At 68.3% G+C, this 15,751-nt stretch carries 16 protein-coding genes; 5 read left to right on the forward strand and 11 right to left on the reverse strand.

Annotation, left to right across the window (positions count from 1 at the left end; genetic code table 11):
* Positions 1 to 54: 54 nt before the first annotated feature.
* Together AC5LXK_RS05325 and AC5LXK_RS05330 are read right to left on the reverse strand one after the other, a co-directional pair.
* Positions 55 to 555, reverse strand: coding sequence for a dihydrofolate reductase (locus AC5LXK_RS05325; protein ID WP_493390632.1), 501 nt, complete (start codon positions 553 to 555; stop codon positions 55 to 57).
* 279 nt (positions 556 to 834) lie between these two features.
* Positions 835 to 1,158 (reverse strand): hypothetical protein, encoded by a 324-nt coding sequence (locus AC5LXK_RS05330; RefSeq protein WP_493390633.1) that lies wholly within the window; start codon positions 1,156 to 1,158, stop codon positions 835 to 837.
* A gap of 503 nt (positions 1,159 to 1,661) precedes the next feature.
* Between AC5LXK_RS05330 and AC5LXK_RS05335 the strand changes: the two genes are divergently transcribed.
* The gene (locus AC5LXK_RS05335; RefSeq protein ID WP_493390634.1) at positions 1,662 to 3,059 is read left to right on the forward strand and encodes a sigma-54 dependent transcriptional regulator; all 1,398 of its coding nucleotides are present in this window, start codon (positions 1,662 to 1,664) and stop codon (positions 3,057 to 3,059) included.
* A gap of 41 nt (positions 3,060 to 3,100) precedes the next feature.
* Entirely contained in the window at positions 3,101 to 4,072 is a 972-nt protein-coding gene (locus AC5LXK_RS05340) for a thymidylate synthase (protein ID WP_493390635.1), read from the forward strand.
* A 100-nt stretch (positions 4,073 to 4,172) separates the two neighbouring features.
* On the opposite strand, the gene AC5LXK_RS05345 is transcribed toward AC5LXK_RS05340, so the two are convergent.
* Positions 4,173 to 6,722, reverse strand: coding sequence for a DUF6600 domain-containing protein (locus AC5LXK_RS05345; protein WP_493390636.1), 2,550 nt, complete (start codon positions 6,720 to 6,722; stop codon positions 4,173 to 4,175).
* 162 nt (positions 6,723 to 6,884) lie between these two features.
* Positions 6,885 to 7,592 carry an ArsR/SmtB family transcription factor gene (locus AC5LXK_RS05350; protein ID WP_493390637.1) on the reverse strand — a complete coding sequence of 236 codons (708 nt, stop codon included), beginning with the start codon at positions 7,590 to 7,592 and terminating at the stop codon, positions 6,885 to 6,887.
* Positions 7,593 to 7,781: 189 nt separating this feature from the next.
* Here AC5LXK_RS05350 and AC5LXK_RS05355 point away from each other — a divergent pair, with 189 nt between their 5' ends.
* Positions 7,782 to 7,922, forward strand: a complete 141-nt coding sequence (locus tag AC5LXK_RS05355; protein WP_493390638.1) for a hypothetical protein — start codon at positions 7,782 to 7,784, stop codon at positions 7,920 to 7,922.
* A gap of 130 nt (positions 7,923 to 8,052) precedes the next feature.
* Positions 8,053 to 8,562 (forward strand): acyl-CoA thioesterase, encoded by a 510-nt coding sequence (locus AC5LXK_RS05360; protein ID WP_493390639.1) that lies wholly within the window; start codon positions 8,053 to 8,055, stop codon positions 8,560 to 8,562.
* Between the two features lie 45 nt (positions 8,563 to 8,607).
* Here the strand turns inward: AC5LXK_RS05360 and fumC are convergent, their stop codons facing one another.
* From fumC to AC5LXK_RS05375, 3 genes are all read right to left on the reverse strand, one after another.
* Positions 8,608 to 10,002: a class II fumarate hydratase gene (fumC, locus tag AC5LXK_RS05365; protein WP_493390640.1), complete on the reverse strand. Its 1,395-nt coding sequence runs from the start codon at positions 10,000 to 10,002 to the stop codon at positions 8,608 to 8,610.
* A 145-nt stretch (positions 10,003 to 10,147) separates the two neighbouring features.
* Entirely contained in the window at positions 10,148 to 11,536 is a 1,389-nt protein-coding gene (gene norM / locus AC5LXK_RS05370; protein WP_493390641.1) for a multidrug efflux MATE transporter NorM, read from the reverse strand.
* 137 nt (positions 11,537 to 11,673) lie between these two features.
* Positions 11,674 to 11,892, reverse strand: coding sequence for an RNA-binding S4 domain-containing protein (locus AC5LXK_RS05375; protein WP_006486208.1), 219 nt, complete (start codon positions 11,890 to 11,892; stop codon positions 11,674 to 11,676).
* Positions 11,893 to 12,159: 267 nt separating this feature from the next.
* Between AC5LXK_RS05375 and AC5LXK_RS05380 the strand changes: the two genes are divergently transcribed.
* Entirely contained in the window at positions 12,160 to 12,561 is a 402-nt protein-coding gene (locus AC5LXK_RS05380; RefSeq protein WP_493390642.1) for a hypothetical protein, read from the forward strand.
* A 95-nt stretch (positions 12,562 to 12,656) separates the two neighbouring features.
* Here AC5LXK_RS05380 and AC5LXK_RS05385 read toward each other — a convergent pair whose 3' ends face one another.
* The 4 genes from AC5LXK_RS05385 to AC5LXK_RS05400 all read right to left on the reverse strand — a co-directional run bounded on the left by AC5LXK_RS05385 (position 12,657) and on the right by AC5LXK_RS05400 (position 15,732).
* Positions 12,657 to 13,439 carry a DUF4088 family protein gene (locus AC5LXK_RS05385; RefSeq protein WP_059235420.1) on the reverse strand — a complete coding sequence of 261 codons (783 nt, stop codon included), beginning with the start codon at positions 13,437 to 13,439 and terminating at the stop codon, positions 12,657 to 12,659.
* 161 nt (positions 13,440 to 13,600) lie between these two features.
* Positions 13,601 to 13,939: an AzlD domain-containing protein gene (locus AC5LXK_RS05390; RefSeq protein ID WP_493390643.1), complete on the reverse strand. Its 339-nt coding sequence runs from the start codon at positions 13,937 to 13,939 to the stop codon at positions 13,601 to 13,603.
* Positions 13,936 to 14,703 carry an AzlC family ABC transporter permease gene (locus AC5LXK_RS05395; RefSeq protein ID WP_493390644.1) on the reverse strand — a complete coding sequence of 256 codons (768 nt, stop codon included), beginning with the start codon at positions 14,701 to 14,703 and terminating at the stop codon, positions 13,936 to 13,938. The genes AC5LXK_RS05390 and AC5LXK_RS05395 overlap by 4 nt, the downstream gene beginning before the upstream one ends.
* Positions 14,704 to 14,826: 123 nt before the next feature.
* Positions 14,827 to 15,732: an AraC family transcriptional regulator gene (locus tag AC5LXK_RS05400; protein ID WP_493390645.1), complete on the reverse strand. Its 906-nt coding sequence runs from the start codon at positions 15,730 to 15,732 to the stop codon at positions 14,827 to 14,829.
* Between the last annotated feature and the right edge of the window lie 19 nt (positions 15,733 to 15,751).

The raw sequence follows: 15,751 nt of genomic DNA on the forward strand, positions 1-15,751 counted from the left end.
GCAAAAGCCCGACCGGTGTGAGCCGGTCGGGCTTTTTTCATCGTGGATGACGCGTCAGCCGCGCTTGCGTTCGTAGACGACGAACGCATAGCCGAACGTGTTCGGCGCGGCAGCCTGGTGTGCGTCGCGCGAGACCTCCTGCCAGTGCGCGGCGTCGGGCGCGGGGAACGACGCGTCGCCGTCGAAGTCGGCATCGATCTCGGTGACGACCAGCTTGTCGGCGAGCGTGAGACCTTCCGCGTAGAGCTGCGCGCCGCCGATCAGGAATGCCTCGGGCACCCCGTCGCGCGCGGCGAGCGCCAGTGCGTCGGCGAGCGACGTGACCGCGTCGCAGCCGTCGAAGCGGCGCGCGGCGTCGCGCGTGACGACGATATTGCGGCGGCCCGGCAGCGGCCGGCCGATCGATTCGTGGGTCTTGCGGCCCATCACGATCGGCGCGCCCATCGTCGTGCGCTTGAAGAACGCGAGATCCTCGGGAAGTTTCCAGGGCAACTGGTTGTCGCGGCCGATGATGCCGTTGCGGGCACGCGCGACGATCAGGGTCAACTTCGTCATGAGAGTCGGGAAAGAGGGGAAAAGGGATGGCGCCGATTCTACCGGAACGGCGGTGCGTACCGGATTCCACGCGCAAGCGCATCCGCTGTTGCGCTGCGCGCCGCGACGCATGATGCGTGCGTCGCGGCGGCGAACGGAATAAAAAGAGTGCCCGCCGGGGGACGGAGCACAAAAACGTTTCGCGTACGAGATCGACGATGCCGGTTTCGGTCGGCGGCATCCGGCCTGACCGGATCGTCGATTCAATATGCAATCCTTATTGATTTGGCCGGTGTGGCCTCACTGACGTGTATTGCCCTGGGCATTGCCTTCCATCACGTGCTGCATGTCGCCCGGTTGCGGTACCGGAAGCGGCGTGGGCAACTGGGGCGGCGGGATCTCGTCCCACAGCGTCACGGAAGCCTTGCCGACCGGCAGCGGTTGCGGTGCCGAGACGGTCACGATACCGAACCCGTTGGCGTGCTGCATGCTCGGTGCGATATCGGCGAGCAGCATGGCACGATCCGGCTGCGCGTTTTCGTCCACGTGTGCCGGTGCTGGCGGGCTGGCGGCTGTCAGCGCAAACGCCAGCGGCACGAAAGAAAGTAAAAGATGTTTTCGCATGGTCGCTGTCTCCGATCATTTACGTATTCAGCGAAATGCATGCCATCGTGCCGCGATCGTTGTCGCCATTGCGATTCGCGCTCAAGCGTTGCGAATTGTGGCTGAAAACGACTGAAAATGTTTCAGACGTGAAACGAGGGGGCTCGGGAATACTGCGGATTCATTCGATACGCTTCAAGGATGAAAATCGGCCCGTGAGTTGATGAAGGCGCCCCTCGCTGCGCAAGTGCTATGTGCAGATGATTGACCTGCATCGACCTCTCGAGCGATTGGGCCGCATCGCCGTCGGCGCTGAAACGGGTTTGTCGTACTCGGTGCCTATAACCAAGCTGTCTTGATCAGACAATAACTGGACGCGAGATAAGCGCCATCATGCGAGGCTTTGTCGTTGCCGCGCATCGGCATGGCGAATCGAGCCACCTCTGGCTGACCCGATTCGATCCTTTTGCACGTGACCAAACGTGCGCGGCAATCGTTAGACGGTTGATGAACGGGGTGAGCATATGGGAGCCGATCAGCGGCACGTGATCTACTATTCGCGCGAACCGAACGACGCGTTGCGCGGCCATTTCGACGAATGCGGCTGGCGTGTCGATCTCGCGGAGACCGTGCGCGATGTGCGGCGCGTCGTGCAGCACGGCATCGCAACGGCCGGCCTGCTCGATTTTTCACCGGGCTTCAAACCGTCGGATCTGCGCGAACTCGAAGCCTGCCTGAGCATCCAGCACATCGGCTGGATCGCGGCGACACGGCGCGGCCAGTTGCAGGACGCGACGCTGCGCCATCTCATTCGCGACTATTGCTTCGACTACGTGACGATGCCGTACGAAACGTCGCGGATCGTCGAGACGGTCGGTCATGCGCACGGCATGGTCGCGCTGACCGATCCCGTTGCACCGCCCGTCGGCGCCGGACGCAGCGAAGGCGAGATGGTCGGCACCTGCGATGCGATGCTCGGACTCTTCAGGACGATCCGTCGCGTCGCGGCGACCGACGCACCGGTGTTCATCTCCGGCGAGTCGGGCACCGGCAAGGAGCTGACGGCAGTCGCGATTCACGAGCGTTCGTCGCGCGCGCAGGCGCCGTTCATCGCGATCAATTGCGGTGCGATTCCGTCGACGCTGCTGCAGGCCGAACTGTTCGGCTATGAACGCGGCGCGTTCACCGGTGCGAACCAGCGCAAGATCGGCCGTGTCGAGGCCGCCAACGGCGGCACGCTGTTTCTCGACGAAATCGGCGATCTGCCGCTTGAAAGCCAGGCGAGCCTGTTGCGTTTCCTGCAGGAAGGCAAGATCGAACGGCTCGGCGCGCACGTGTCGGTGCCCGTCGACGTGCGCGTGATCTGCGCGACGCACGTGGACATGGAGGCGGCACTGCGCGAAGGGCGGTTCCGCGAGGACCTGTTCCATCGCCTGTGCGTGCTGAAGATCGAGGAGCCGCCGCTGCGCGCGCGCGGCAAGGACATCGAGGTGCTTGCGCGCCACATGCTCGAGCGTTTCAAGGGCGATGCGCATCGCCGCCTGCGCGGCTTCTCCCCTGACGCGGTCGCGTCGCTGTACGGCTATTCGTGGCCGGGCAACGTGCGCGAACTGATCAACCGCGTGCGCCGCGCGATCGTGATGTCGGAGGGCCGGATGATCACCGCGGCCGATCTCGAGCTGAACGACTACGCGACGCTCGCACCCGTGTCGTTGCTGGAGGCCCGCGAGGCGGCCGAACGGCAGGCGATCGAGCAGGCGCTGCTGCGCCATCGCGGCCGTTTCGCGGATGCCGCACGCGAACTCGGCGTGTCGCGCGTCACGCTCTACCGGCTGATGTGCGCGCACGGCATGCGCGATCGCGGCGACACGCTGGCAGGGTTTTCGGCGCCGTTGCCGGAGCTTCCGCACCACGCTTGCTAAAATTGGCGGGTACGGCCGCCCTCGCGGCCGAAGGAACCCGCATGAAACAGTATCTCGATCTCGTCCGTACCATTCTCGATACCGGCTCCTGGCAGGAGAACCGTACGGGGATCCGCACCATCAGCATGCCGGGCGCGATGCTGCGCTTCGACCTGCAGCAAGGCTTTCCGGCCGTGACGACCAAGAAGCTCGCGTTCAAGTCCGCGATCGGCGAGCTGGTCGGCTTCCTGCGCGCGTCGCGCAGCGCGGCCGAGTTCCGCGCGCTCGGCTGCAAGGTGTGGGACGCGAACGCGAACGAGAACGCCCAGTGGCTCGCGAACCCGTATCGCCAGGGCGTCGACGATCTCGGCGACGTGTACGGTGTGCAATGGCGCCAGTGGCCGGGCTACAAGGTGCTCGACGCCGGCGCCGACGCGCAGATCGCCGATGCGACGCGCCGCGGCTTCCGGATCGTCACGCGCTTCGACGAAGACGGCGTACCGAAGGTGCTGCTGTACAAGGCGATCGACCAGTTGCGCCAGTGCCTGGACACGATCATGGAGAACCCGTCCGACCGTCGCATCCTGTTTCACGCGTGGAATCCGGCCGTGCTCGACCAGATCGCGCTGCCCGCGTGCCATCTGCTGTACCAGTTCCTGCCGAACGCGACGACGCGCGAAATCTCGCTGTGCCTGTACATCCGCAGCAACGACGTCGGTCTCGGCACACCGTTCAACCTGACGGAAGGGGCCGCGCTGCTGTCGCTCGTCGGCCGGCTGACGGGCTACACGCCGCGCTGGTTCACGTATTTCATCGGCGATGCGCACATCTACGAGAACCAGCTCGACATGCTGCAGCGGCAGCTCACGCGCGAGCCGTACGAAAGCCCGCGGCTCGAGATTGCCGAGCGCGTGCCCGATTACGCGAAGACGGGTGTGTATGCGCCCGAATGGCTCGAGCAGATCGAGCCGTCCGATTTCTCGCTCGTCGGCTACCGCCACCATGAGCCGCTGACCGCGCCGATGGCCGTCTGATCGAGCGGCCCGGGCCGCTCGGTATCATCGATCCGCATCCCTGTAAAAAGGCCCGACCGACTGCCACCGGTCGGGCCTTTTTGTTTCACGTTTGCGGCACTTACTGGCGATGCCGCTCTTCGTGACCGCCTTGCGGCGGCGGGTTGCTCGGGCGCGGCGCCTCGACGTGCGGCGCCGGTTGCGGCCGCGGTTCCACGTGAGGGGCGGGCATCGACGGACGTGGTTCCATGCGCGGTGCGGGCTGCGGTCGCGGCTCCATATGCGGCGCGGGTTGCGGCCGTGGTTCCATCCGCGGCATCTGCTGCGGGCGCGGCATGTCATGCACGGCGGGGGCCGGCGGACGGTACTCGTTCACGCGCGGCGGGGCGATTTCGCGATGCGGCGCCGGTTGTGCGAAGTCGGGATGCGGTTGCGGCTGCGCATGCTGGGCCGGCGTCGGGAAATCGGGGCGCGGACGCGGCTGCGGAATCTGCGCCGTATTGTCGAACCTCGGTTGCGGCAGCGCGCGCGGCGCTTCGTTCCGGCTGCCGGGCTGCGTACCCTGCGGCGACGGCATGCCTTCCGGATGCGGGACCGCTGCACTGCGCACCGGCGGCAGCGCATTCTGTCCCGCCGGGTGGAGCGCGGTGGGTGGCGCGGGGCGCTGACGTTCCATCGGCGTGTGCGGCTGCATCCACGCGGGCGACGGCGCCTCGGCTGCGTGCGCATTGCCGATGCCGGACGGAACGTTGTTCGCTACCGGCGGATGCGGGACGCCGTTGCCTGGCCCGAATGCCTGGTGCGGCATGGCGTTGCCGCCGGGTGCCTGCCGCGTGCCGCCGTTGACGAAGTGTGGCGCATCGGGATGTCCGCCGTTCTCCGGCCGCGCGAGATTCGGCACACCCGGTACCGGCACACCGCCCGGCCGTCCAGCCTGCACGGCGGGCGGCTGGCCTTCGTGTGGCGCGCGTGCCGGCTGCACGACGGGGCCGTGCGGATTCACGAGCTGCACGTTGTGCATCGCCCAGGCGCCGCCGCCCGGATTCCCTGGCACGCGTACCGGACGAGCCGTGTAGTCGGCAGGCACGCTGGTCCTCGCGACGGGCGCGCCGGCACCCGGCACGCGCCCGCCGTGCTGCGCGAGATGGGCGGCGGCCTGGTCGCGATAGGCGGCCGGCACGGCAGGATTGCGCGTCGCGATGTACGGATGCTGCGCGATCGCTGCCGGCGGACGATAACTGGCGTTGCGCAGCCCGCCGGTAAAGCTCTGGCGCACCGGCGCGATGCCCGGCGTGCCCGGCGTCACGTGCGCATTGCGCCATTGCCGCGGATCGACGTGCTGAGAGAAATGCGCAACCGGCTGGCCGTGCACGAACGCGGAGGCCGGCACGGCCGTGATCGCGTGCGGCGCACGGAAGTTCACGTACGTCTTGTTGATGTTGGTGATATTGGTGATGTTCGTCACGTTCACGGTCTTGTTCACGTTGACGTTGTTCACCACGATGTTGCGGTTCACACGGTCGTAGTAGTGCGGGCTCCAGCCGCCCCAGCCCGGGTGCCATGGTTCGCCGGGGCCGAGCGCGAACCAGGCGCAGCCGGCCGCGGCGACGCCGCCGACCGTGAGCGCGACGCTCCAGTCGGGGCCGCCACCGCCGCCCACGAACGCGACGAGCGCCGGCGCATAGACGGGCGGCTGGCTGACGACCATCGGGCCCGGCACCCACGCCCAGCTGTCGTCCACGTACGCCCAGCGGCCGTAGTGATACGGCGCGAAGCCCCATGGCTGGTCGTCGACCCAGGTCCAGCCCCACGGTGCCTGCCAGATCCAGTGGCCGTCGTGATACGGCGCCCAGTCGGCCGGCGTGTCGTTCGGCACCCATACCGCACCGTAATTCGGGGTTTCGCGCCACGTGCCGTTCGCGTCGAGATCCTGATAGCCGGGAACGTCGCGGGACACGTAGCGGGCCGACACCGAGCGCTGTTCGGCCGCGTCGCGGCTGGCGGCCCACTGGTCGAGCGCGTCGGGGCCCGGCGCGGCCGATTGCTGCGCGACCTGCAGGTCGGTGCCGGTGAACACGACCTGCTGTCCGGGCGACAGCGGGTATTGTCCGTTGCTGCCGTACACGGTCGCGCTGCCGCTGCGTACCGTCACCGTCGTGCTCGCGCCGTTCGGTGCGACATCGACGCGATAGTCGCCGGGGCCCGTGATGCCGAGCGCGAGGTTGGGCGTGTCGATTTCGTACGTTCCACCGGCCGGCAGATCGCGCACGTGCGTCGAGACGGTCCCGAGACCTACTTTCAGCTGTGTCGTCGTGTCGTCGAGGTTGAGCACCGACAGGCTCGTCGATTCGCCGAGCCGCACCGCGGTCGAGCCGATGTGCAGTTCCGAGCGCGCGCCGGCATCGTTCCAGAGCTGGTCGCCGGTCGTCAGCGGCCGGTTCACGGCCGCATACGACCACGTATCGGCGCCGGCCGGTTCGGCCGTCACGGCACCCGACAGGTAATTGAGCCGGGCGACGCGCCCGGGCGGATCGCCGCCCGGTTGCCGTGCCGCGGCTGCATACGGTGGCGCGTCGGCCGATTGCGCGAATGCAGGCGGCAGTGCCGCAAGCGCGGCGAACGCGAGCAGCGTGCAGCGGGCGGTTCGCTTGAGCGTGAACAGGGTGGCCATGGTGAGCGTGATCGTCGTTGTCGCGGCGCGTCGATTCGTGCCGTTGAGTTCACAATATCTGCTCGGCCTGTTTCAATGCTCGGTGTTTTGTAAGTCGAATGGCTCGCGATGTAACAAAACCTGTCCAGCGTGCGCCGTTGTCGTACAGCCGCAATGCGGGCGTCAAGCGGACGTAAGCCACCCGTCGAAAACCTGTTGTCCGGGCACCGTGACGCGCAGCACGCGCGGTCGTGCGGCCCGTTCGATCCAGCCGTGCGCGCAGAAGCTCTCGAGCAGCGCCGCGCCGAGCGCGCCGCCGAGATGCGAGCGCCGCTCGCTCCAGTCGAGGCAGCCGCACGCGAAGCGGCGTCGGCGCGTGCGCTGCTGTGCGACGTCGATGCCCCATTGTGCGAGTGCCTCGGCGCCGAGCTCGGTGGTCTCGATCGCGTCGCCGTCGGCGAGCAGCCAGCCACGCGCGGTGAGGCCGTCGAAGATGCGCACCGCGAGTTCGCCGGCCATGTGGTCGTAGCAGGTGCGGGCATAGCGCAGCTCGGCCGGGACCGTGCGCGACGGCGGCGGAACCGGGCGATGCGGCGCGGCCGCGCGGGCGACGTTCGCGAGCGCTTCGAGCGAGGCCGCGATGTCGGCCGACGCGATGCGGTAGTAGCGGTGCCGGCCGCGGATGTCGAGCGCGAGCAGGCCGCCTTCGGTCAGCCGTGCGAGGTGTGCGCTTGCCGCTGACGGCGACAGCCCGGCGATCATCGTCAGCTCGCCCGCCGGTCGTGCGCTGCCGTCCATCAGCACCCACAGCATCGCGGCGCGCCCGGGATCGGCGATCAGTGCGCCGATGCGGCTCAGGCCCGGAAAGTGGTGGTCGTCTTGATCGGTCATCGTCGTGTCTCGTCAGGCGGGATGAATTGCAGTGTAGACGGTGCGCGCATTCGATGTTTCGTATCTGGATGAAATGTCGGATGCAGCCGTCGCGTCCCGGCGGCAGGCAGGACTGCGGCCCGTCGCGGGGCGCGCGTAGAATGGCCGGACGCGGCGGCAGCGGGCCGCCGCACGTGACACGATGCAACGATGAAGACGATTTTGTGTGTGTTGGCAGCCGCGCTCGTCTGTGCGGCCTGTGCGCAGGGTGGCGCGGGCGCGATGGGCGAGCGGAGCGGCAGTATCGAGATGTACGGGACGATCGACCAGGGCATCACGGTGCGCCGCTGACCGGCGCTGCTCCGTGAGCGGGCCGGGTAGGCGGCCACAGCCGCGCCACGCGGGGCTTGCCGCGACGTGTTGCCGCAGTGCAACGTATAATGGCCCGATTACAGCGCCCCTGCCGCCTGGAGCCACAACGATGTCCCAACCGTCCCCCGTGCCGGCCGCCCTCGACCGCACCGAAACCGTATTCCGCTTCCTCGCCGAGCCTTCGTCCGTGAACTTCGGCGGCAAGGTGCATGGCGGCGCGCTGATGAAGTGGATCGACGAGGTCGCGTATGCGTGCGCGGCCGTCTGGTCGAGCCGCTATTGCGTGACGGTCAGCGTCGGCAACATCCGTTTCCAGCGTCCGATCCTGGTCGGCAATCTGGTCGAGCTGAAGGCGCGTGTCGTGGCGACGGGCCGCACCAGCATGCACATCCATGTGTCCGTGCACGCCGGCGATCCGAAGGGCGGCGTGCTGCGCCAGACGACCGATTGCCTGGTCGTGTTCGTCGCGGTCGACGAGAACGGCAATCCGGTGCCGGTGCCGCCGTTCGTGCCCGAGACCGGCGAGCAGAAGGTGCTCGCGAAATATGCGGCCGACGTGCGGGCCGCGCTCGACAAGATCGTCGAGATGAAGCCGGAAGAGGTCGCAAAGGGCGCATGACCGCAGCGGGCGCCGCGCACGTGCGCCGCGCCCGTCGTCCTGCCGTTACTGTGCCCCGATCATCTGCTCGGGGCGTACCCACGCATCGAATTCGGCCTCGGTCAGGTAGCCGAGCGCGAGCGCGGCCGCCTTCAGCGTCGTGCCTTCCTTGTGCGCCTTCTTCGCGATCTGCGCGGACTTGTCGTAGCCGATGTGCGGATTGAGCGCCGTCACCAGCATCAGCGATTCGTTCAGCAGCAGGTCGATCCGCGAGCGGTTCGGCTCGATGCCTGCCGCGCAGTGATCGTTGAAGCTCTGCGCGCCGTCGGCGAGCAGCCGCACCGACTGCAGCACGTTGTGCGCGATCATCGGCCGGAACACGTTCAGCTCGAAATTGCCGCTTGCGCCACCGACGTTGACGGCGACGTCGTTACCGAACACCTGGCAGCACAGCATCGTCACGGCTTCCGACTGCGTCGGGTTCACCTTGCCCGGCATGATCGAGCTGCCCGGTTCGTTTTCCGGAATCGACAGCTCGCCGAGCCCGCAGCGCGGCCCGCTCGCGAGCCAGCGCACGTCGTTCGCGATCTTCATCAGGCCGGCCGCGACCGTCTTCAGCGCACCGTGCGCGAACACCAGCGCATCGGCTGCCGCCATCACCTCGAACTTGCTCGGCGCCGTCACGAACGGCAGTTTCGCGAGCCGGCCGATCTCGTCGGCGACACGCACCGCGAACTCCGGATGCGCATTCAGCCCGGTGCCGACCGCGGTACCGCCGAGCGCGAGCTCGTACAGGTGCGGCAGCGCCGATTCGACGTGACGGATGCTCTGGTCGAGCTGCGCGACGTAGCCGGAAAACTCCTGGCCGAGCGTGAGCGGCGTCGCGTCCTGCAGGTGCGTGCGGCCGATCTTCACGATGTCGGCGAATGCCTTCGACTTCGCGTCGAGCGTCGCACGCAGCGTGCGCAGTGCCGGCAGCAGGTGGTTGACGATCGCATACGCGGCCGCGACGTGCATCGCGGTCGGGAACACGTCGTTCGACGACTGGCCGCGGTTCACGTCGTCGTTCGGATGCACCTTGCGCGCTTCGCCGCGCTCGCCGCCCATCAATTCGCTCGCGCGGTTCGCGATCACCTCGTTGAGGTTCATGTTGGTCTGCGTGCCGGAGCCCGTCTGCCACACGGCGAGCGGGAATTCGCGCGGATGCTTGCCGGCGATGATCTCGTCGGCGGCGTCGATGATCGCGCGCGCCTTGTCGTCGGCGAGCACGCCGAGCGACTGGTTCACGGCAGCCGCGGCGCGCTTGACGATCGCCAGCGCATGGATCAGCTCGGGCGACTGCTTCTCGGTCGAAATCCGGAAATTCTGCAGCGAGCGCTCGGTCTGTGCGCCCCAGAGCCGGTCGGCCGGGACGGCGATCTCGCCGAACGTGTCGCGTTCCATCCGAACTGCTTCGTTCATGATGCACTCCTCCTGGAAAGGGGAAAGGCCGCGCGTCGTCGCGCGGCATCAGACGTATCGTGAGGCCGTCGCGCCGCTCGCGCGGCGTCTCGAGGTGTTCAACCGACAAGCATAGCGCCGGCCGCGATTTCGCGTCGTGTCGCGACTAGTGCGCCGCCGCAATGAGCGACGCGGTCTTGCGGTGAAAGCGCCATGCCATCAGCACGGCGACGCTCGCGAGGCCGGCGGCGAGCCCCCACCACAGGCCGCGCGCGCCGAGGCCCGCGTGGAACGCGAACCAGTAGCCGGTCGGAAAGCCGATCCCCCAGTAGCCGAAGGTCGCCGCGAGCATCGGGATGCGCGTGTCCTTCAGGCCGCGCAGCGCGCCCGACGCGACGGTCTGCATGCCGTCGACGATCTGGAACACCGCGGCGATGCCGAGTAGCGACGCGGCGAGCGATACGGTGGCCGCGTTGGCCGGGTCGTCGAGATGCAGGTACAGGCCGACGATCGTATGCGGCGCGACGATCATCACGAGGCCCGACAGCGACATGAATGCGACGCCGAGCGCGAGTGCGACGAAGCCTGCGTGCCGCGCGGCGACGGGGGAGCCCGCGCCGACCCAGTAGCCGACGCGCACGTTGGCGGCCTGGCCGATCGCCAGCGGCACCATGAACGACACCGACGCGACGTTCAGCGCGATCTGGTGTGCGGCAAGCGACGTCGCGCCCAGCACGCCGACCGTGAGGCCGGTGGCGAGGAACAGCGTCGATTCGACCCCGTACGTGATCGCGACGGGCCAGCCGATGCCGATCAGCTCGCCCATCACGGGCAGCTTCGGACGCGACGCGGTCACGAAATGGCGGAAGCGCTGCCGGCCGTGCAGCAGCCAGATCAGTGCAAGCGCGGTGAGCCAGATCGTGATCGTTGTCGCGACCGCGGAGCCGAGAAAGCCGAGGCGCGGCAGCCCGAATGCGCCGTGGATGAGCCCGTAGTTCAGCACGCCGTTGACGCCGACGCCGCCGACCGACACCCACAGTAGCCGCTTGGCGGCGCCGATCGCAGGCAGGAATGCGCGCATCAGCCCGACGCCGATCAGGCTGCCGAGCGCCGCGTAGCGCAGGATGCCCGTATATTCGCCGACGTGATGCGCGAGCAGCGGCGGCTCGTGGAACATCAGCAGGATCGGTTCGGACAGCGACAGCGCGACGATCGCGGGAATCGCGAGCAATACCGACAGCGCGAAGCCCGTCCAGTAGATGTGAGGCACGCGATCCTCGGCCTGCGCGCCGCGCGCATGCGCGACGCTCACGCTGACCGACGACAGCACGCCTTGCAGGATGGTCACGATGACGAAGAAGAAGTTCGCGCCGAGCCCGCCCGCTGCGAGCGAGTCGGGGCCGAGCGAACCGAGCAGCACCGTATCGGTGACGCTCATCGCCATCTGGGAAAGTTGCGCGATCGCGAGCGGCGCGGCGAGGCGCGCGGTATCGGCGGCGTGACTGGATAGCGACGGCGGTGCGGCGGCCGTCCGCGTGAGACCGGAATGCGACATGGAATGGGCGCTCGCGCGAGTGCGGGCCCGCGCTCTATGTATTTATTTTGAGAGACGGTTAGCTTACGGCTTTATTCGTACCGTGTCGAACGCGTGCGCCGATGGCCATGTCGTGCGCAGGGGGAACGATGCGGGTGCTAAGCCTCGCGTACTGCGATGCGCGTGTCGCCGAGCAGCACGACCTGGCCCGCGCGGATCTTGCAGGTCTTGCGCAGCTCGACCGCACCGTCGACTTTCACCGCGCCGGACGCGACGATCAGCTTCGCGGTACCGCCGCTGTCCGCGAGGCCGGTGATCTTGAGAAGGTTGTGCAGCTCGACGTATTCGCCGGTCAGCGTGAAATCCAGATTGGGCATGACGAAGAAGGTGCGCGAGGCGCGGGAGGAAACGCCCGCATCATACGGCACCGCGCGTCGGCATGCGAGCGCGGGCCGGCCCCGCATGCAGTTGTTAAGGACTGTGAGCGATTCGTCAGCAAATGAAACGGTGGGTAACAGTCTGAGAAATCGACGAACCGGCCGTGCAGGCCGCGGGTCTTCTGTCATACCTGCTGCGTGTTGCGGCAGGGATGCCACGGGCCGCATCGCTGCGGCCCGGGCTCACAACTCTCGAGGAGAATTGCCATGTCCAGGATTCGTACGATGCTGATCGGTGCCGCGCTGACGGCGTTCGCCACTTCGGCCGCATTTGCCCAGACGGGTACGGCGGCGCAGGGTGCAGCCGGTGCCGGCGTGCAGGCGCAAGCGCCGGCGGCAGGTGTCGGCGCAGGCGTGCAGGGCGGCGCCGGCGCGAACGCGTCGGGCAATGCGGCCGGCGGCGCAACCGATGCGGTCGGCGCGGCAGCCGATGGTGCGAAGGAGTCGGCGAAGTCGACTGCCCATTCGGCCAAGAAGCACACGAAGCATGCCGCGAAGTCGGCCAAGGGCCATGCGGGCTCGGCCAAGACGAAGGCCGGCGAAGCGACCGAAGGCGGCGCATCGGTCGGCACGGAGGGCGGTGCATCGGCCCAGGGCGCGACGCAGTAAGCGCTACGCGACGGCGACTGTCAAAAGGCCCGGTTCGCTTTGCGTGAACCGGGCCTTTTTCATGGCGTCGTGCTGTCAGCGGAACGGGTGCGCGGTTACGGCCGGCGTTGTCCTTGCCCTTGTCCCTGCCCCTGGGCCGGCCTGACGGCGGCCGGCGTGAATACGCTGCGCAGCCAGGCGGCGAGCCGTGCGAAGACGTCGTACGGCTCTTCGACGAAGATCTCCGGCTTCAGCAGCCGCAGGTATTCCATGATCTGCTGCGCTTCCTGCTTCTGGAACGAGCCGTGCGCGAGCCCGAGCCGCAGCAGCCCGCGCAGTTCGCCGAGCTTGTCGCGCGCGGTGCTGCCGACGCTCATCTCGCACGCGAGCTTGGCCTCGTAGATGCGCTGCCGCAAGGATTCCGCGAGCCGCCACGCAGGCGTCTGCATCAGTTCCTCGAGCGTCTGGATGTCTTGCGCCGCGCCCTTGATCTGCGACGCGAGCGGGTCGATCAGCGACGGGTCGCCCTGCGCTTCGGCGACGATCGCCTTCGCCCAGTCGCGGCACGCCTTCGCGAGCTCGTCGGGGGTCCATTCGGAGCGCGACGCAAAGCCGAAGCCGAATTCGCCGGCCTGCCGCATCAGGATCGCGACGACATCCGGAAATTCCTTGTCGAGCGTGCGCTTGGCCCACGCATACTGGCCGCCCTGCAGCATCCGCTGCACCGCGTGTTCGGTCAGCGGCACCATGTTGTCGAGCAGTTTCGCGCGCAGGAAATCCTCGAACGACGGCGTCGCGAACTGCGGGTCGAGTTTCAGCGACACGCGGACGAACGCGTCGTAGTCCTTGCGCAGGGACTCGAGCGTGTCGTCCTTGAGGGAAAGGGTGATCTGGCCCATGAATCGTCTCGATGGCGGCCCGCGCAAGCCGGCGGCCGGCACGGCGCACCGGGGCGGGCGCAGCGTCGACTGACCGGTGCGCGCCGAGGCCGGTGGCGGGTCTTCATTCCCTATATCGGCGCGCCGGGCCGAAACTTGAGCGCGCGCGGTGGAGTGTCCGCTCAGGCGGCCAGCCAGTGCGGGAGTACGACCCCTTGCCAGAAGAAGAACACCACGAGCCCGGCCGCGATCGTCACGAGCGGGCGGCGGGTCGCGGCCGACACGAGCACTGCGGCGAGTGCGCCGACCAGTTGCGGATTGCGCCAGGTCAGCTCGGCCGTGCCGCCGTGCGGCGAGACGGCCATCGGCACGATGATCGCGGTCAGCACGGTGACCGGCACGAAGCCGAGTGCGGTCCGCACGAGCGGCGGGAAGGTCAGCCGCTCGCCGAACAGGAACAGCGTCGAGCGGATCGCGTACGTGATGACGGCCATCCCGAGGATCAGCAGCGCGTAGCTCACGATGCGGCCTCCGTGCGCGAGCCGGCGCGCGTACGTTCGTGCAGCAGCGTGAGCGCGACGCCGATCGCAACGCCGGCGGCGACCGCGCCGAGCAGCCCGAGCTTGTACGGCCAGCCCTGCCAGAAGTAAGCGAGCGTGCCGGCCGTCGCGGCGGCCGCGAAATAGCGCAGCGTGCCGAGCTGCGGAACGACGATCGCGATGAAGGTGGCCGCCATCGCGAAATCGAGGCCGAGCGACTGCAGGCCCGGGAACGCCGCGCCGAAGCCGATGCCCGCGAGCGTCCAGACCTGCCAGTTCAGGTACATCGCGAGCCCGGAGCCGAAAAAGTAGTGGGGGCCGATCGCGCCGGGCGGGAAGTGCCGGTAGTGCGCATAGGCGACCGCGAACACTTCGTCGGTCATCAGCGCGCCGAGCGTCGCGCGCCAGCGCAGCGGCAGGTGCGCGACATAGGGCGCGAGGGTTGCGCTGTACAGCAGATGGCGCAGGTTCACGATCAGGGTCGTCGCGAGCACGACGACGAAGCTCGCGCTACCGGCGATCAGGCCGAGCGCGATGAACTGCGCGGAGCCTGCGAACACGGCGAGCGACATCAGTGCGCCATGCCATGGGGCGAGCGGGCCGCCGCCGACGAGCGTGCCGAAAATCACGCCGAACGGGGCTGCGCCGATCATCATCGGAATCGTGTCGCGCGCGCCGTCGAGCCATTCGTTGAGCGGGCGGCGCGGGGGCGATGCGGGTGTCGGGTTCAAAGAGCGGTCCTCCATGCGTTGGAGGATAGCGGGCCGGTGGCGGGACGGCTTGTATGTTCTTGCGCCCGCCGGACGGGGGCGGCTCGCGTACTGGCAACTGCCGGCCGCATCTCGGCCGCCGGCCGCGAGCGCCGCGTGTCAGCTTGCTTGCCAGCGCCCGGGCGGCACGCCGAACATCCGTTTGAAATGCCGCGTGAAGTGGCTCTGGTCGACGAAGCCGCTGGCCGCCGCGACGTCGGCGACGGGGACGCCCGCGCGCAGCGGCGCCAGCGCACGCTGCAGCCGCAGCTGGTTGCGCCATGCATGCGGCGGCATGCCGGTCGTGCGCGTGAACAGGCGCGCCGCATGGAACGGCGACAGGCCGGCCGCCTGCGCGACGTCGTCGAGCGTCACCGGCGACATCAGATCGGCGGCGAGCCGTTCGCGCATCGCGTCGACGCGCGGTTCGTCGGCCACGTACGGCGCCGGTCGCGGCAGTGCGTCGGCATGGCGCACGATCAGCGTCGACAGCGCGTCGAGCATCGCCGTTTCGGCGGCAAGCGGATCGTAGATGCGCGGTGCGTTGCTTGCCGGGTCGTCGGCCGGCCGACCGTGCGCATGTGCCTGTGCGCACAGCGCGCGTTCGCTGCCGGCTTCCATCATCCGGTGCGCCAGGGTGAGCCGGGCGGCGAGATCGGCGTCGTGAATCACGTCGGGGGCAAACCACGGTGCGTCCTGCGGACGGCCTGCGATTGCGCTCGTGAGTTCGCGGATGAAATCGACCGGCAGGTAGCTGACGCGATAGCACCAGCCTTCGTCGGCTGCGCGCGACCCCGTATGCACTTCGCCGGGGTTGATCACGGGCACGCTGCCCGTGTCGGCGACATAGCCGTTGCCGCGATAGGTGAAGCGTTCCGCGCCTTCGAGAATCACGGGGATCGTGTACGCGTCGTGCCAGTGCGGCGCGAACGTGTGGTCGCGATAGGTCGCCGTGACGAGATCCGCATCCGGCAGCAGCGGCGTGCGCCAGTAGCGTGCGGAATCCGGAAGACGGGTGGCGGACATGATCGGGCGCGGGGGAGGT

This window comes from Burkholderia pulmonis (assembly GCF_984667975.1).

What these genes read in the sequence shown, in the direction of transcription:
- AC5LXK_RS05325 (WP_493390632.1), bottom strand. Translation starts at nt 555, where the DNA reads ATGACGAAGTTGACCCTGATCGTCGCGCGTGCCCGCAACGGCATCATC.
- AC5LXK_RS05330 (WP_493390633.1), bottom strand. Translation starts at nt 1,158, where the DNA reads ATGCGAAAACATCTTTTACTTTCTTTCGTGCCGCTGGCGTTTGCGCTG.
- AC5LXK_RS05335 (WP_493390634.1), top strand. Translation starts at nt 1,662, where the DNA reads ATGGGAGCCGATCAGCGGCACGTGATCTACTATTCGCGCGAACCGAAC.
- AC5LXK_RS05340 (WP_493390635.1), top strand. Translation starts at nt 3,101, where the DNA reads ATGAAACAGTATCTCGATCTCGTCCGTACCATTCTCGATACCGGCTCC.
- AC5LXK_RS05345 (WP_493390636.1), bottom strand. Translation starts at nt 6,722, where the DNA reads ATGGCCACCCTGTTCACGCTCAAGCGAACCGCCCGCTGCACGCTGCTC.
- AC5LXK_RS05350 (WP_493390637.1), bottom strand. Translation starts at nt 7,592, where the DNA reads ATGACCGATCAAGACGACCACCACTTTCCGGGCCTGAGCCGCATCGGC.
- AC5LXK_RS05355 (WP_493390638.1), top strand. Translation starts at nt 7,782, where the DNA reads ATGAAGACGATTTTGTGTGTGTTGGCAGCCGCGCTCGTCTGTGCGGCC.
- AC5LXK_RS05360 (WP_493390639.1), top strand. Translation starts at nt 8,053, where the DNA reads ATGTCCCAACCGTCCCCCGTGCCGGCCGCCCTCGACCGCACCGAAACC.
- fumC (WP_493390640.1), bottom strand. Translation starts at nt 10,002, where the DNA reads ATGAACGAAGCAGTTCGGATGGAACGCGACACGTTCGGCGAGATCGCC.
- norM (WP_493390641.1), bottom strand. Translation starts at nt 11,536, where the DNA reads ATGTCGCATTCCGGTCTCACGCGGACGGCCGCCGCACCGCCGTCGCTA.
- AC5LXK_RS05375 (WP_006486208.1), bottom strand. Translation starts at nt 11,892, where the DNA reads ATGCCCAATCTGGATTTCACGCTGACCGGCGAATACGTCGAGCTGCAC.
- AC5LXK_RS05380 (WP_493390642.1), top strand. Translation starts at nt 12,160, where the DNA reads ATGTCCAGGATTCGTACGATGCTGATCGGTGCCGCGCTGACGGCGTTC.
- AC5LXK_RS05385 (WP_059235420.1), bottom strand. Translation starts at nt 13,439, where the DNA reads ATGGGCCAGATCACCCTTTCCCTCAAGGACGACACGCTCGAGTCCCTG.
- AC5LXK_RS05395 (WP_493390644.1), bottom strand. Translation starts at nt 14,703, where the DNA reads ATGGAGGACCGCTCTTTGAACCCGACACCCGCATCGCCCCCGCGCCGC.
- AC5LXK_RS05400 (WP_493390645.1), bottom strand. Translation starts at nt 15,732, where the DNA reads ATGTCCGCCACCCGTCTTCCGGATTCCGCACGCTACTGGCGCACGCCG.